At 38.4% G+C, this 16,576-nt stretch carries 13 protein-coding genes; 3 read left to right on the top strand and 10 right to left on the bottom strand.

What is annotated here, in order from left to right; genetic code table 11:
• Positions 1-22 precede the first annotated feature (22 nt).
• The 3 genes from SanaruYs_RS13040 (at position 23) to SanaruYs_RS13030 (ending at position 4,031) form a co-directional block, all read left to right on the top strand.
• On the top strand, positions 23-988 hold the full coding sequence (locus SanaruYs_RS13040) for a ligand-gated ion channel (RefSeq protein ID WP_127122998.1): 966 nt from the start codon (positions 23-25) through the stop codon (positions 986-988).
• A 151-nt stretch (positions 989-1,139) separates the two neighbouring features.
• Complete coding sequence (locus tag SanaruYs_RS13035) at positions 1,140-2,513, top strand: pyridoxal-phosphate dependent enzyme (RefSeq protein ID WP_127122997.1); 1,374 nt, start codon at positions 1,140-1,142, stop codon at positions 2,511-2,513.
• 6 nt (positions 2,514-2,519) lie between these two features.
• The gene (locus tag SanaruYs_RS13030) at positions 2,520-4,031 is read left to right on the top strand and encodes a tetratricopeptide repeat protein (protein ID WP_127122996.1); all 1,512 of its coding nucleotides are present in this window, start codon (positions 2,520-2,522) and stop codon (positions 4,029-4,031) included.
• Here SanaruYs_RS13030 and SanaruYs_RS13025 read toward each other — a convergent pair.
• The 10 genes from SanaruYs_RS13025 to SanaruYs_RS12980 all read right to left on the bottom strand — a co-directional run bounded on the left by SanaruYs_RS13025 (position 4,028) and on the right by SanaruYs_RS12980 (position 16,534).
• The gene (locus SanaruYs_RS13025; RefSeq protein ID WP_127122995.1) at positions 4,028-5,272 is read right to left on the bottom strand and encodes an OmpA family protein; all 1,245 of its coding nucleotides are present in this window, start codon (positions 5,270-5,272) and stop codon (positions 4,028-4,030) included. The genes SanaruYs_RS13030 and SanaruYs_RS13025 overlap by 4 nt on opposite strands.
• A gap of 105 nt (positions 5,273-5,377) precedes the next feature.
• A complete protein-coding gene (pbpC, locus tag SanaruYs_RS13020; RefSeq protein WP_127122994.1) occupies positions 5,378-7,732 on the bottom strand; it encodes a penicillin-binding protein 1C in 2,355 nt (784 codons plus the stop codon).
• Between the two features lie 190 nt (positions 7,733-7,922).
• A complete protein-coding gene (locus SanaruYs_RS13015; protein WP_127122993.1) occupies positions 7,923-8,756 on the bottom strand; it encodes a CheR family methyltransferase in 834 nt (277 codons plus the stop codon).
• A gap of 146 nt (positions 8,757-8,902) precedes the next feature.
• Complete coding sequence (locus SanaruYs_RS13010) at positions 8,903-11,755, bottom strand: PAS domain S-box protein (RefSeq protein WP_127122992.1); 2,853 nt, start codon at positions 11,753-11,755, stop codon at positions 8,903-8,905.
• A 3-nt stretch (positions 11,756-11,758) separates the two neighbouring features.
• Positions 11,759-12,364 carry a hypothetical protein gene (locus tag SanaruYs_RS13005; RefSeq protein WP_127122991.1) on the bottom strand — a complete coding sequence of 202 codons (606 nt, stop codon included), beginning with the start codon at positions 12,362-12,364 and terminating at the stop codon, positions 11,759-11,761.
• 11 nt (positions 12,365-12,375) lie between these two features.
• Positions 12,376-14,151, bottom strand: a complete 1,776-nt coding sequence (locus SanaruYs_RS13000) for a chemotaxis protein CheA (protein WP_127122990.1) — start codon at positions 14,149-14,151, stop codon at positions 12,376-12,378.
• Positions 14,152-14,163: 12 nt separating this feature from the next.
• Entirely contained in the window at positions 14,164-15,204 is a 1,041-nt protein-coding gene (gene cheB, locus SanaruYs_RS12995) for a chemotaxis-specific protein-glutamate methyltransferase CheB (RefSeq protein WP_127122989.1), read from the bottom strand.
• Positions 15,205-15,214: 10 nt separating this feature from the next.
• Positions 15,215-15,571: a response regulator gene (locus SanaruYs_RS12990; protein ID WP_127122988.1), complete on the bottom strand. Its 357-nt coding sequence runs from the start codon at positions 15,569-15,571 to the stop codon at positions 15,215-15,217.
• Between the two features lie 16 nt (positions 15,572-15,587).
• Positions 15,588-16,025 carry a chemotaxis protein CheD gene (locus tag SanaruYs_RS12985; RefSeq protein WP_127122987.1) on the bottom strand — a complete coding sequence of 146 codons (438 nt, stop codon included), beginning with the start codon at positions 16,023-16,025 and terminating at the stop codon, positions 15,588-15,590.
• On the bottom strand, positions 16,022-16,534 hold the full coding sequence (locus tag SanaruYs_RS12980) for a chemotaxis protein CheW (protein WP_127122986.1): 513 nt from the start codon (positions 16,532-16,534) through the stop codon (positions 16,022-16,024). Before SanaruYs_RS12980 ends, SanaruYs_RS12985 begins: the two co-directional genes overlap by 4 nt.
• Between the last annotated feature and the right edge of the window lie 42 nt (positions 16,535-16,576).

Genomic DNA, 16,576 nt, shown 5'->3' with positions numbered 1-16,576 from the left:
CTTCCGAAAAATCTTAGCTACTATGAAACCCATTTCTCTGTTTTTTTTGCTGATTAGCTGTTGCACCCCAGCATTTGCACAAGAAGAAGACAATACTTTAACAACACCAGATACCGTAGTTGCTGGTGCTTACATTATCAACATACACGACATTAACTTCAGGGATAAAGAATATACTATTCGTTTTTGGCTATGGATGCTGTATGACAATCCGTCTTTTGATTTTGCAACGCAGATAGATATACCTAACGCAAAAAACATTGAAACACCAGAACCTTTAATGGATTTAGTTGATGGTAGAACATGGCAACTCATGAAAATGAAGTGTACTATGAAGCAAAACTGGAATGTAGATGACTTTCCATTTGACAAACAGCATTTAGTTGTGCGGATTGAAAATACAGTTTTTGATAACCAGTCGCTGGTATACGCATTAGATAAAGATGGTAGTGCTTATGATCGAGAACTGACCATTGATGGCTGGAATATCAGCAACTTCGAAGTTAATACTTCTATCAACGAATACACTACTGTTTTTGGCGATCCTGGGAATGATGCACTTCATTCAGAATATGCATCATTTAATATAAGTATGGATATTGAAAGAGATGCCTGGGGCTTATTTGCGAAGATTTTCATTGGCATGTATATCGCATTTTTAATTTCAATTATATCCTTTACACTGAGGCCTTCTGAATTAGAGCCACGATTTGGCTTGCCGGTTGGTGGTCTATTTGCTGCTGTTGGCAATAAATACATTATCGATTCATTATTACCTGAGTCTACCCATTTCACCTTGGTAGATACCCTTCATACGATTACATTTTTAGGCATACTGGCAACGCTATCCGTTTCGGCTATCACCTTAAAATATTTTGATAACGGCCAATTTGATAAGAGCACCACAGCTAATCGTATAGGTTCTCGCTTGGTAATTGTTTTTTACATAGCTGCCAATTTATTGCTAGTGGGCATGGCAATCCTGTAAATCTCACGGAATTAACCTAACATCCATCCGGATGAAAATACCTAAATTGCAGGCTTTATCGATAATGTGAAATGGCAATTAACAGAGTTTACTCAAACTTTTAAAATGAGGTTGCCCTTTCAATTGACCACTCAAAAACAATTATTAAAGCATGAAAATCTATAATTCTATTGTTGAAACCATTGGTAATACGCCCATTGTAAGGTTAAATAAGCTTGGAAAGGGCTTGCCTGGTACTTTCCTGGCTAAAGTAGAATATTTTAACCCTGGCAATTCAACGAAAGACCGCATGGCCTTAAAAATGGTTGAAGATGCCGAAAAAGCAGGCATTTTAAAGCCAGGAGGTACCATTATTGAGGGCACTTCCGGAAATACAGGTATGGGACTAGCCTTAGCCGCTGTTGCTAAAGGTTACAAGTGCATCTTTACAATGGCCGATAAACAATCGCAGGAAAAAATTAATATCCTTCGTGCTGTCGGTGCAGAGGTAATCGTATGCCCTACCAATGTTGAACCTGACGATCCACGTTCATACTATTCTGTAGCACGCAAGCTCAATAAAGAAATTCCAAATTCTATTTACCCGAACCAGTACGATAATCCGTCTAACGCACAAGCGCATTACGAAAGCACAGGTCCTGAAATCTGGGATCAGACTGACGGCACAATTACACACTACATTGCAACGGTAGGCACTGGTGGATCAATGTGTGGAACAGCAAAGTATCTTAAAGAGAAAAACAAGAACATCATATCTGTTGGTATAGATACTTATGGGTCAGTATTTAAAAAATACAAAGAGACCGGCATCTTCGATGAAAATGAAATTTATCCTTACCTGACTGAAGGCTTTGGTGAAGATATTCTACCCAAAAACGTAAACTTCGATTTGATCGACACCTTTGTTAAGGTTACTGATAAAGATGGCGCAATAATGACACGCAGACTTGCTAAAGAAGAAGGTTTATTTGTTGGATGGTCATGCGGATCAGTAATGCATGGTGCCCTTGAATATGCCAAAGACAACATGAAGAAAGGCGACATTTATGTATTGTTGCTTCCTGATCACGGCACTCGTTATTTAGCAAAAGTTTATAACGATCAGTGGATGCGTGATCATGGATTTCTTGATTCACGAAGTTTCGGTACCGCACGCGACATTATTCAATCGCGTAATGGAAAGAATAGTTTACACACAGTAAGTAAAACGACCAAAGTAAGTGAGGCTATTCTTCTCATGAGTAAAGAAGGTATAGATCAGATTCCAGTTACTGAAAACGGGAACTTCGTAGGAAGTGTGAGCTCAGCTTCATTGCTTGAAAAAATAATCAGTGATGCTAACCTACAACAAAAAAATGTTGGCGAAGTATTAGAGAAGACTATGCAGTTTGTTGCTCCAGACAGTACGCTGGATGTATTATCCTCACTCCTTAACAAAGAAACAAAAGCAGTGTTGGTGAGAGATGAACAACAAAACGTACACATCATTACACAACATGATGTGCTTAAAGCTATAGCGCAATAATATAAAATGAAACTGAGAAAATGGGTAGGAATAGCACTTTGGATATACAGCATGAGTCTGTATGCCCAAAGTGACTTGCCTAAAAATCTCACCAAGCAGTTTGAAAATGTTCCTCACGACTCAATATTCATTGATCAACTCAATGTAATTGCTTTCGAAAACCTAAAAACCAATAGTCAGTCGGCCAGGCAACTTAGTACATATACGCAACGTCAGGCACAAGCACTTAAATACACAAAAGGATATGCCCGTGCCCTTGCTATTACAGGCAGTACCTATTGGTACGAAGGCGTTTATGAAATAGCGCAGAGCTATTACCTTGCTGCGGCTCGTCAATACAGTTCTATTAACGACAGTGTAGGCGTTGGCCAAATGTATAATAACATAGGTGAAGTGTACAAAAAGCTTGGGCAGTATGACAAGTCTTTGGAATATCAATTACTTTCTCTAGAATTAAAAAAGAGTGATTTAAAAAGTCAGCAACTTACACTCTATAACATTGGCGAAATTTATATTGGTTTAAAGGATTATGATAAGGCACTCGATTACTTGAATCGGGCACTTGACATGGCAAAACTTACCAATGATAAACGAGTAATTGCATACTGCTATTGGAGCTACGGTATTATCAGAGCCGATAAGAAAAAATATACAGATGCAATCGGTTTCTATTTACTCAGCGAAAAACTGTGGGCAGAGTTAGGTGAAAAGCGATCGCTCATTCAAACCTATCAGGATTTTGCTCTAGCTTACCAAGGCTTAAAAAAATTCGAAAGAGCTAATGAATATCTGACTAAGGCACAAACACTAATAATTGAAATTCGTGCAAAAGATCTGCAGGCGCGCAATTACCTCTACCGATTTAAACTAGATTCGGCACAACAAAATTTCGAAAAGGCTATTAATAATTTATACCAATACAATCTGTTAAACGATAGCCTTTACAGAAGTAGTAAATCAGAACAAATTAATAAGCTTCAAACGATTTATGAAGCAGAAAATAGAGAAAGGGAGAATGAAGAACTAAGAACTGAAACCACACTGCGCAATGCTGAGATACGATCACAGCGCATTATTATTATCGCTATCGGACTTGGTTTATTCTTGAGTAGCATTTTATTGATTATGGTGTTTTTCCAGCGGCAGCGTATTCTTAATGTCAACAAGCAGTTGAATGATAAAACCGAAGAAGTACAAACTCAGTCAGAGAGTTTATTGAAGCTAAACGATGATCTACAAATGCTGAATAAAAAACTTGAGTCTATCGTAGAAGAAAGAACCACTCAGGTGATGAAGCAAAATCAACGCCTTGCAGAATACACTTTTATTAATGCGCATAAGTTAAGATCACCCGTTGCCAGCATACTTGGACTGATCAATTTATTGCCCAATGCTTCTATAGAAGAAAGGGAACTGATTTCTAAATACTTGAAAGATTGCGGTGAAGACCTTGACAAAATTATCAGGGAGATTGGCAGAAACCTGGAAGGTGCAATTGTTGAAAAAAATCAGAATTAATCCTTTACAATTTCAATTTCAACTCTTACGTTTTCTTGAGCCTTTGCACTATGCTTATCGTGTATAGACTTCTTACCACCCCATGCTTTCACTAAGGCTCGTTCAGGTGAAATGCCCTGGGCAACCAAATAATCACGAATAACTTCAGCACGTGACTTCGATAATTCTTTTGCCGAACCGTATCCATCTTTAGTACCATTTAATGAAAAGAAATCTTCACTACTTTTATCCTTATAGATAATTTTTCCTGCATGATTTCCATTGGTGTGCCCATGAATACGAACGATATACTTAGGATTCTCTCTTAGCATCTCCAGTAAACTATTTATTTCGAAACGAGACTCAGGTCGCATAACGGCTGCATCTCTGAAAAAATAAACATTATATAGAATAGCAAAGTCACCTTGCTTAAGCCGTATCAATTCGAATGGGACATGAATTATACCGTTTTCATCAACCTTAACGCCTGTCGTATCAGATTCAGGATTTACATAACTGAAATCTTTCTGCGCCTTACGATAGCCAAACACTTCAGCTGTAAAGGTTACCATTCCAGTATTATTCTTTAGTTCAACTACACGAATGGCCTTATTTGCAGGATAGCTACCTAGTTTTTTCACCTTATCAGGATCAATCATGGCTACCTCTCCTTCAACAGGTACGCTATCTACAAACCTTGTCATTTCAAACACAAAAGCTTTACCTGTTGCATTAGAAGTTTCTACAATTGCTATTGGGGTAATTTCATTTTTAGTAGTAATCGGCTGGCGAGATACGTCACTCTCAGCAACAGATTCAATAACAGGCTCAGATACTTTGTACGTTTCTTCTACAGCTACAACGTTCATTGGTTGCTGGTCAACAGGATTAGTATCTTTACCTGAAGAAGACATAAAGTTATTACCTAAAACTCCATGGTAGACCCAGGCATCTTGTAGCTCAGTTTCCCCACGCAACCGCAAAGCCTCATTCATTGCCTCTTTCGATTGCAGCGTGCTTAAGCAATATACATAGTAAAGTTTTCGGTTGGGGTTAATATCAAAACTGGCATTCAGTTTTAGATCCTTATTTACATGACTGACGAATTTTATTGCATTTTTCTGAAAAGAAAATGCACCAATTACGACATAATGTGGAACGGTGTCAGGCGGTTGTATTGCCTTGTGAGTAGCCGAAACATCTATGCAGGAGAGCAAAAAAACAAACAGCATTGCCCTGCAAAAAAATGGAGAAGGTTTCATGTGCTTATAAGTTTAAAGCCAAAACTTTAACCAACAGGATTAAATTCTATTACAAATGTAGTAAAGAATTAAATAGATGCAACTAAAATTCTAAAATTCAGATACTTACATGTCTGAGATCACTTCGAACTGTCTGGTGAGCGAATGCCCCTCATCATCAACCAGGGTAATGGTGTGCTTGCCCTTTAAGGGGTTAAGTGCCATTTCGTGTTTACCTCGTGTAGCGCCAATATATTGATCGTTTAAATGCCAATATACAGTTGTAAGTGTTTGACTGTGAGCTAATTCAAAAATTACCTGCCCCAAGTTACCATCTAGTCCGCGAGGGATAAAAACTCTGGCATTTGACTTAGGGTAGATTAAATCCATATGATTAATGGACTCGGGACAACCCGGTTTTGGCCTTGGCAAAGGGCGATAGGCTATGTTTCTGGATTTGTAATAATATTCCTGTACAGGAGGCAATACAAACCAGCTTTGGGTGTGCATAGTTGAAACAGCAGCACATGCCGAACTTACCCTGAATTTTTTATCCTGTGTAAGATGAACCAGTCTATGATTTGGACAAGCTTCAGACTTTAGGCCACTCTCTTGCACCGAAAGTGTATCGGCACGCTCACAATGGGCACCAATTCTATGCCCACTCAAAGCACATACACTTACAGCTTTAAACTCTGATGAAGGTTTTTTAAACCAAGTCGTGGCGGGCAGTTGCGAAAATATAGAAAACATTAATGGAGAGGCAGCATCCGTACCAGTTAATCCTGGCCTACCCTCACCATCAGCATTGCCCACCCAAACACCAACTGTATATTCAGGCGTAACTCCTATTGCCCAACCATCTCTAAAACCATAACTCGTTCCGGTTTTCCAGGCAATTTTTTTTGAATTACTAAAGTATCGCCACCCAGTTTCTTCCCCTGGTCTATATACTTCTGTTAATACTTCAAGGGTTTGATAGATAGAGGCCGCACTCATGTGCGAGTTTTGTTCGAGAGCCTGATGTAATGTAGTGTCAGCAAATTGAAGTAAGCGTGGTGCATGCCAATCCTTTGGATTGTATTTGGCCATACCTGGATGTTCAAAATAATTATTTAAGACTCTGCCCATAGAAGCATACATGCCTGTTATATCCCACAATGAACCTTCGGCCCCGCCAAGTATTAGAGACAATCCATAATGATCGGGAGCTTGTTGTAATGTGCTCATACCTATACTTTTCAAAAGCGTGTGAAACTTTTCGTATCGGTATTGTTTTAAAAGATGTACTGCCGGGATATTAAGAGAGCGGATTAATGCTTTGTCGGCAGGAACTGCACCATCATATTGCTTGGAGAAATTTTTGGGTGCAAATCCATTGATAAATGTAGGTATATCAGGCAGTAGTGTTTTAGTAAGTATTTCGCCCTGATCGAGCATAGCCGCAAATAAAAATGGTTTTAATATGCTCCCTGTACTCCTGGGTGCATTGATTATATCCACTTCATTTTGAAAACTATTTTTCTTATCAGATAAGATATTACCTGCATATGCAAGCACCTCTCCTGTTTTTGTATCCAATACTATGGCAGCAGCGTTGTTAATTTTATTGGCGGCTAAATTTCGGTGTTGCTCTTCCAGTAATTGCTCCACGCGCTTCTGTAAACTGAATGAAATGCCAGTTTGATTTTTACTTTGATCATAACCGGCCTTTACTAAATGTTGAAGTGCATGCCGCGCCATGCGTGGTAGTGCTTGTGGCTTATCCGGAATGGGTTCAGTCTTTCCTAATTGACAAGTGAATTCGTCAATTATACCATGTTCTAATAAGCGATCTAACAACTGATTGCGTTTTACTTTCAGTGCTTCAGGATTGCGACCGGGATGAAGCAAAGATGGTGCATTAGGTAACACAGCAAGTAATGCTGCTTCGCCCCATGATAAATCATGCAAGCTTCTGCCAAAGTATCGCCAACATGCTGCCTCTATACCTACTACATTTCCACCAAAAGGTGCATGTGATGCATACAAATGTAGAATCTCTTCTTTTGAGTAACGTAACTCAAGTCGCGTAGCCAATACTATTTCAATAAGTTTTTCAAGAACATTACGGCTCTTGCTCTTCCTTGAAAGTCGTATGACCTGCATACTGATGGTACTACCCCCACTTACTATATGGCCGGATTGCAAGTTTTGTCTTGTAGCCCTTGCTATTGCCCGCCAATCAAAACCTGGATGTGAAAAAAAACGCTTGTCCTCGTAGGTTACCAAGGCTTTAATGTAATTAGCTGGTAGCGTATCTGTCTCAGGGAAACGCCATTGACCATCAGCTGCGATACTTGCGGATAGGAGTTCACCCTTATTAGCCAGTAGAATTGTAGAGTAAGGATCGTTAAATAACTTACCCGGTAGTAAAAAGTAGTAAGCAATTAAAAGTATTCCTAGAATGGATAAGGATGTATACTTTACCTTTTTGCTCATGTACAAAGGTAAAAGATAATCCGTGAGGACTAATCCAATAATTGTAACTCATCCAAAATATTATCTGTTAATTATTTTAGATACTAACTGTTTTAAAACATTAAATTAGATAAATCGAGATAATCCGTCAGACCGCTGAACACTAAAGCAAACAGCGGTCAGACGGAATTTAAGGTAAGCTATCAGGAAACTAGCATTTTCTAAAGATTTTAGCCTCTTCATCAATCAATTCAAACTTCGTATAGTTAATCCACGACAGCATGGTATCATAAAAACCGATGACAAATAAGCCACCCGGTTTAAGTGCATCATAGAATTTATCCAGCAACTTTACCTTTGCCTGATTGTCAAAATAAATCATCACATTTCTGCACAATATAAGATCGTAGGTTTCATTTACCGGATCTGTTATTAAGTTGTGATATTCATATTGCGCATAAGTTTTTAAATTATCTACCATGGTGGCCTCCGTACCTTCCGCAATACTATATTTAGAAAAATCGCTGTAAATGTTATAATTCTTAAAATTGGCCTCGTTCTCTATCATCTTAATTTTATGATACTTTCCATTCTTAGCTTCCTGTATGGCATGCATATTAATATCTGTGGCAAGTGCCTTTGTCTTATCCCTGAATCCGATTTCACCCAACAAAATCGCCATGGAATAAACTTCTTCTCCTGTAGAACAGCCAGCATGCCATATAGATAAGGACGGTTTATCTTTAAAATCTGCATTAAGTCTTTGCTTTAGATGTTTCCAGAAAATTGGATCACGAAACATGGAGGTCATACCCACACTTACTTCATTCATAAAGACCTGAATAAAAGTGCTGTCGTGAAGTAACTTAACCCACAAGCTGTGTACTGAGTCAAAGTTATAAAGGTTTAATAACCTGACGATTCTTCTACGTAATGATTTTGGCTCATAGCAAGTAAAGTCTATTCCATAACGGGTAAGTATACTCTGTGCCAGTGACTTTACTTCTTCATCCGATATATCTACTGACGTAGTATTAGTTTCCATAAATTTTTTAAACTGCTAATCCGCATCTTACCTAAAATCCGTCTGACCACTCTTTACTTTCGCTTTCAGCGGCCTGACGGATGATTCATTTTTAAAATCCCTGCTCTTTTTGATACTAGTGGTATCAATACAGATTAGCAGACTTTCTAAACAACTGCCATAACAGGAATACGCTCTTCCACTACTTTAATAAGAATAAATACAAAGCGAGTTATTTTTCCCTCGAGATTTCGTATAACGGTTAAGGAAGTTTCGAAAGTCGCAGTTCTGTCGCCAATTGTAAAAGGTATCAATAACGTAGCGTGTTCCTGATTCAGCATATCGCTTTGCATAGTCGTGAACACACTTTTATAATAGTCATCAACAAAATCATTAAATGACTTCCCTCTTATTTGTTGGCGTGTTAAATCGAATAACTTTAAGAATCTTTCGTTGGCTGTTTTACAGCTAAAGTTTTCATTAAATTCAACGATAGGTAATGTGGCCTTTAGCGAGTTGATTACTGATGATAAATCGTTAATCTTTTCCTTTTCCTGCGTAGTGAATTGTGCGAACATCATGATTTTATCTGGCACTTCACTTTGAACTAGAATTGGATTAAAAGTTCCTGTTAACCAAAGTTCTTGATGTTCTCTATTTTTCAATCTGAATTCGCCTGAAAAGAATTTACCCAATCTCAAGTTTTCCCACATCATGTGAACGCTTGGCTCATCAATCATTAAATCCTTATAGCTATTACCTTTTAATTCATCTTGTTTATACCCCATCACGGTAAGGAAGATATCATTACCAGCAATAAAATTACCGGCAAGGTCAAATTCAGCAGAAGCTATCGTATTGTTAATGGCTGACAAATAACTACCCAATTCCACTTGCTTTCGCTCTGCCTCTTTCTCAAGTAGTTTTTGTTTGCTTACATCTACACCAAATTCAATAATCTTAATAAGATCTCCCTTTAAATCCACTACTGGATAATCCATTAGTTTCATACAATGACTGTTTCCGCTTTTATCAAAACGTTTGTACTCACCGCTCTGTAAGCCGTTGTTTCGAATTTCTACCAGCAGTTTACCAAAAATATGTTCACGTTTAGTAATTACTGAATAGGGTTTTCCTAGCAGTTCATTTACCTCATATCCTAATAAGTGAGCATAGTTATCATTAATCTCAATAATATTCCCTGCTAAATCCATTTCCATAATAGCATTGGATTTACTTAACGCCTTCATTTTCTGGTGAAAATCCAAGGCACGCATTTTTGTCTCAGTAATATCCGCCTGAATTGAAATGTATTTCTCAACTTCACCCGCTTCATTGGTAACCGGATTGATAGCCAAGGAAACCCAGTATGTTTCACCATTCTTATTATAATTCAATATCTCTTCAAAAATGGGTTCCTGCGATTCAATCATTGTCCGCAGTTTATTCACCGTTTCCTGATCGGTAAGAGGGCCCTGCAGTAAATCACCTGGTTTTTTACCGATAATTTCTTGCGGAGCAAAACCTGTCATTTTAGTAAAACCTTCATTTACATATTCTGTTATTCCATTGGCGTCTGTAATAATCACAGAGTTATCTGTATTATTAGCAACAAGCGATAATCTTTCAAATTCAATCTCCTTATTTTTCTTGCTCGTAATATCCTGAATCATACAAAGCACACGTTCCACTTCCTGCTGAGCATTCAACATTGTGGTAAAAGTTATGCTAAGCCAAACTGACTCACCATTTTTATCCAGTGTTTCAAAATCGCCTGCCTTAATTTTGCCATGAGTGATAAGAGCCCACGCCATAACCTGCTTACGCATTAAAATGGTGTAGTCTTTAGTATTTAGTTCTCCTTGTGTACACTTAAGAAAGCTGGCCAATAAATTATTGGAACGAATTAAGTTCCCACTCAAAGAAAACTCAGCTGTTGCTAATGTAGAATCAATAGCATGCATTACACCTGATAGTTCACTTTGCTTGCGCGCCATCTCCTCCTGTGTTGCAGCAAGTTCTTCCAGGTTTTGCTTCATCATCTCCTCCCTTGTTTGAAGCTCGGTGGTTAATGTCTTTGATTCATTTAACAGCTGTTGCGTATGTTGGTAGCCTTGTTGAGAGGCCATCTCTGAAGCAATATTTTCGACTACACGTTTTAAGAACTCTTTATGATGCAAAGGCATTACATCAAATAATCCCAGCTCAATAGCTCCGTAAAACTTGTCATTAAAAATTAGAGGTGCTACTACAATATTTCGTGGTGTTGCTTCACCTAATCCTGATGTAATCTTAACATAGTCTCCAGGAACATCAGTAATAAAAACAAAGTCTTTCTCAAGCATGCATTGTCCCAAAATACCATCGCCTTCATTTATTCTTCTATCTAAAAATTTCTTCCTGTCATATGCATAACAGGCTACCATTTCCATGTAGCGGTCATCCTCGTTTGACTTCTCAAGAAACAATGCCCCTTGGTTCGCGCCAAGGTATCTAACCAATTGACTAATAATCTGCTGTGTGTAGGTTGTAAGTTCAGATTTATCGCGAAGTATCTCACTGAAACGTGCCATCCCCTGATTTACCCAATTACGCTTGTCTTCTTCTTCTTTCAAGCGTTGCAACTGTCCCTTTACTGAATAAATGGCTTGACCAATGGCATCATTTTTTACCAACGCATCCATTTCATCCTCAGACTGTGTTGAATCTATTTGCTTAATGTACTGCGCTGTTAAATCGAACTTCCGTTTAATGAGTAGTTGATTTTCAGCAAGTTTATCAAAAACATTTACTGATAAGTTTACATTATCATCTATCTTGAAAGCCAAAATTGAATTAGTCTCCTTTACAAGTGTCTTCACAAAACGATAAAGTATTGTTACTAACCAAAGTAAGGATAAACCATTTACAACAAACCCGGCTGCTATCAGGTAACGATTTTCTGTGAATGCGATAAGAAACCCTGTACTTAAAAAAGTAAGCACTAAAACGGTAAGTGCGACACGAATTCTCTGTTTCATTTTTTAGCCGTTATGATGAATTTTTTCGTTGGGTACAGTTTCAAAGATGCGCGAACTTAGTTTCCACAAAAACTGTGGATGAACACGCTCGCTCACATTAAACTGAAAGGTTGTGTTTGATAAAATCATACTTGACCGATCAATTCCTTCCACTTCCTTTTCCATAAAACCCTCTAGCTCTGTGCCATGCATGCGCTTTAAGATCGGTACATCGCCATATACTTCAAGGTGTAGACCGTTGGATAATTCGGAAATTACAGAGGCCGAGATTATATTATCAATCTCCATCAGTAATGCATCATTCAACTGGTGACTTACAAAACCAAAAGTTTGTGAAGTAATTTTAACAATCTCAGCAGTTTCGTCAGCGTTAAGTATCAAATAGGACTTACCCGATAAATCGCCAATCAGTTTTGTGACCAGAACAATAATCTCACCTTCCTCATCAGAAATACATGAAAAATCATTTGCATGACGCACCAAAACAGATTGTGTGTTGGTAATTTTTACCGACTTACCAATAAAGGATGAAAAGGCATCAGATGCGCGTTGAAAGCCCTGATTCATAATGTGAATGATAAATTTCTCACGTTCTCTGTTCGCATCCATAACTGTAATTCTTAGTTAAGTGAAAAGTTCTTTGAAGACCTGCCTTGTGAAGAAAGGCTAAAAATAAAGTGTAGTATAAATGGCACATTCAAGACCAGGCAAACATTTCCGCTTCCCAGAATTGTAAAGCCTCCTATAAATTTTATCTTATCCACAGGCTTCATTAATGGTTTTTCAACAATTTCTTTTTGTTGTAAAAGTTTATCTACTACAAAGCCAACAGTTCTATTATTAAAGGTCACTACTACTATGTCCAATTTTTCTTCAGGGTGAACGCTATCATAGGCTTTCTGAAGCGCATTATTGCTTTGGCCAACCATTATAGGATCATAGTCGAATACATCTTTCAAAAAGACAATAGCAATGTTTTTACCAAGATGAGAAGCCACCAAGCCACCACCAGCTTTGTGAATGGAAGATCGGTACAAGGAAATAACGGATTCGGTATATGCAAGTGGTATAGCGTACACTTCTTCTTTTAGCTCAAACAAGAGACAGGATTTAACGGCCATAGAAGATGGTAGCGTCAACTGAATTGTGGTGCCGACTCCCGCTTCACTACTCACTTTTATTTCACCACCGATACTATCCAATGTTTTACGAACTACATCCATGCCAACACCACGTCCCGCAATCGCTGTCACCTGGTCCATGGTAGAAAAGCCAGGTTCAAAAATCAAGAGACTTAATTCATCTTGAGTCATTCGCTCAAGATCTTCAGCAGTAGCTAATCCTTTAGCAATGGCTTTGGCTTTAATGCGATCATAGTTGAGACCTTTTCCATCATCTTTTATTTCAATGATAACAGATTCTGTTTCACCCTTTGCTGTTAACCATACCGTTCCCTCTACTGGCTTGCCTGCAGCTTTTCTTTCTTCAGGACTTTCAACACCATGACCAACAGCATTCCTTACAATGTGTATTAGAGAATCACTGATCACCTGCAGAACATTTCTGTCTATTTCCGTTTCCGTTCCTTCCAGTTTCAGTACTACATTTTTCTTTTCAAGTGTGGCCGCATCACGCACCACCCGATGAAACTTGTTAAACAAAAATCCAACCTGAACAAGGCGTACGTCCATTACTGAATACTGTAAATCAGAACTGATTCTGCTCAATCTTGCATATTCGTTTGAACCACGTCCGCTATTAACCTTTGAAGCCAATATTCTATCCTTCTCAATAATTAATTCTCCTACAAGATTCAGCAGATTATCCAATTTACGCACTGGCACTTGTACCAGATCTGAAAATGAAATTTTAGTGTCCGATTCGTCCGGACTCTCAGCTTCTTCCTCAACGAAAGGCTGAGCGCCAACCCCAATGGCGTCCGGAGCGAATGGATTATCGTTTGATATTGCTACTTTAGTTGGTTCTTGTTCTGATTTATCCGCAGCATTTTCATGTGCTCGTTTTAACAGAACCTCTAGCTTCGTTTTGATTCCTTTATATTTTACTTCTTTGCCATCGCGCACTGAATTAACCAGTGCCCCCAGCACATCAGTTGCTTTAAATAATGGCGCGTAAAGTGATTCATCCAGTACAATTTTCCCTTCCCTTACTTCGCCAAATAAATCTTCCAATACATGTGCCATCTCAGCAATACCAGTATATCCCATACCAGCCGCGTTTCCTTTTAGTGTATGTGTAATACGGAATAAAGCATGAACAGTATTTTTATCATTCTTACTTTTTTCAAGCACTGTAAGCAGTCTGTTAATTTCTTCAAAATTTTCCATGGCTTCCGCCAAAAAAATTTCTTTGTACTCTTCTTCTTTGTTGTTCATGGCTTCTTCGTTTTACAAACAGCTTACAATAAAACCTGATATTTGTGTAAGTGGAACAATCTGTTTAACTGCTCCAAAATCATGTGCTGCCTTTGGCATTCCGTATACAACAGAGGACTCTTCGTCCTGAGCAATGGTATATCCACCTTTGCTTTTTATTTTTGAAAGACCCACCATACCATCTTTACCCATACCCGTTAAGATTACACCTATGCTTCTATCTCCATAAGTTTCTGCCACTGATTCAAATAAGCAATCGATAGAAGGAAAATTAAATTCTTCAAACTTTTTGCTGGTTGATGTAATCATGGGTGCTCCAGTAATCATATTTTTCTCAATACAAGTATTGGATTCGCCATTGGCAACATAGATCACTCCCGCTTTAAGTATTTCTCCTCTTCTTGCAAGCTTTACCGGCAACGGACTATTTTCATTTAGTCGTTCCGAAAATGTTTCAAGAAAACGTGGTGGCATGTGTTGCCCTATTACTACAGGAATTTGAAGATTACGTGGTAAATTATTAATGATCAATTCAACAGCACCCGGCCCTCCTGTTGAAGCACCTATTACCACAATATCGTAGTTAAGTTGCTGTGTAAATGTGTGGGTATGTGTGTTCTTATGAGTGAGCTGTCTGGCTTTAAGGAGATTTGTATCCGTAAGCGAGGCTTCTCTGATTAACTTAATCAGCGGGTCATTAAATGTATTGCGTCCATCTGCACCAGAAGGTTTATCGATAAACTCGAAAGCACCATACTGTAGCGCATCAAAGATTCTGGAATTAGTCTTATCTAAAGAACTCAGTACAATAATGGGCATTGGTCGTTTATCCATAACAGATTTAACCAGATACATGCCATCAAATTCAGGCATCACCATATCGGTTATCACCACATCAGGTTTCAATTCCAATGCCATGTCGCTTCCTACCTTACCATCTTTTGCGGTACCAATAATTTCAATTGACGTATCTGTACTGATGAGGTCAGTTATTAACTTACGCATCAGGGCAGAATCATCAACGATAAGGGTACGAATTCGTGTGGCAGGCATAGAAGAAGTATTAAGCGTTAGTAACTGCCTGTACTAATTGTTCGTTAGTAAATGGTTTTACGATATAAGCGCGCGCACCAAGCCTTAGTCCTTCGTTCACAACTGACTCCTGCCCGACAGCACTAATCATCACTACCTTCGACTTCAATCCTTCGTCCTGGTATACCTTTAGAATATCTGTACCAATCATGTCGGGTAAGATATTATCCAGTGTTATCAAATCAGGTTGAAGTTCAAAAGCCAAATCGATAGCTTCTTCACCATTTGCAGCCTGACCCACTACACTGTAGCCATTTCCCTCGAGCGCATCCTTAATTAAAGTGCGCATATATAGAGAATCATCAACAATAAGAACACTCTTAGCCATGGTTTCTGAATTTTAATTAATAAACTTTTAACTCTTTAGTTTGTGAAAAACGTACAGTCATTTCTCCTGTACCGGCATGAAACTGAGCTGATCTGCTTAAGCTACCGCCCAGGTCTTTCGCTGCAATAAATATTTTCTGTTGAACCAAATGCTCTAAAACAGCATTTGTGTTTTGTAATCCCACTTCGTATCCTGTAGCTATTACGTTGGCTCCACCTGCAACTTTTGCTCTCAAATTCAACAAGTTGCTTCCCTTATTCTTGAATTGTAGCAACAAACTATTCAAAACATGCGGTATGCTTTGCGGCAATAAAATGTGTGCTCCCCCTGAAATACCAGTGGTGCGATCTTTCAAAAATAAGCCTATGCAAGATCCAAGACCCAAACAATTGTAGACCGTATTTTCATAAGTGCTTACAGCCTGCTCGTCAATATTCAATTTAAATTCTCTCATGCTGCAGTAGCCTTTTTCAAATTCGTAGTCAACTCCTGATCAACAACTTTAAAAATGTCAATCAAAATAATGAGGCGCGTACCAGTCTTAATTATTCCTTTGATATAGTTTACTTCGGCATTTGCGTCTGCAATAATGCCTACAGACTCGTCTAAGTCACTAGCGTTTACAGAAATGGTATTAGGCACTTCGTTAACAAGAAGGCCCATTTTAAAATCTTCACTTTCAACAACAAGCGTATACTTCTTACCTGACAATTGTGCTTCATTTCGCTGAAGATTAAACCTGTCTTCCAAATCAAAAATGGCAATAACATTTCCGCGTATATTAGCTACCCCTTTAACATAAGAAGGCGTTTGAGGCATTCTGGTAATTGTTGGTGTAATCACTACTTCTTTGATTTGATCAATACGAAGTCCGTATTCTTCCTGACCTAACTTGAACACTACAATCTGCAGCGAACGCTGCGATGTGTTTTCATTCTGTTTTGAAACGATTGCTTCAGCCATACATTTCTTATTTAGTTTCCCCTGAGGTGCGTGTAATGTGAT

The sequence above is a fragment of the Chryseotalea sanaruensis genome (genome assembly GCF_003990915.1).
Lineage (GTDB): Bacteria > Bacteroidota > Bacteroidia > Cytophagales > Cyclobacteriaceae > Chryseotalea > Chryseotalea sanaruensis.
This window is presented reverse-complemented; position numbering and strand designations above follow the sequence as displayed.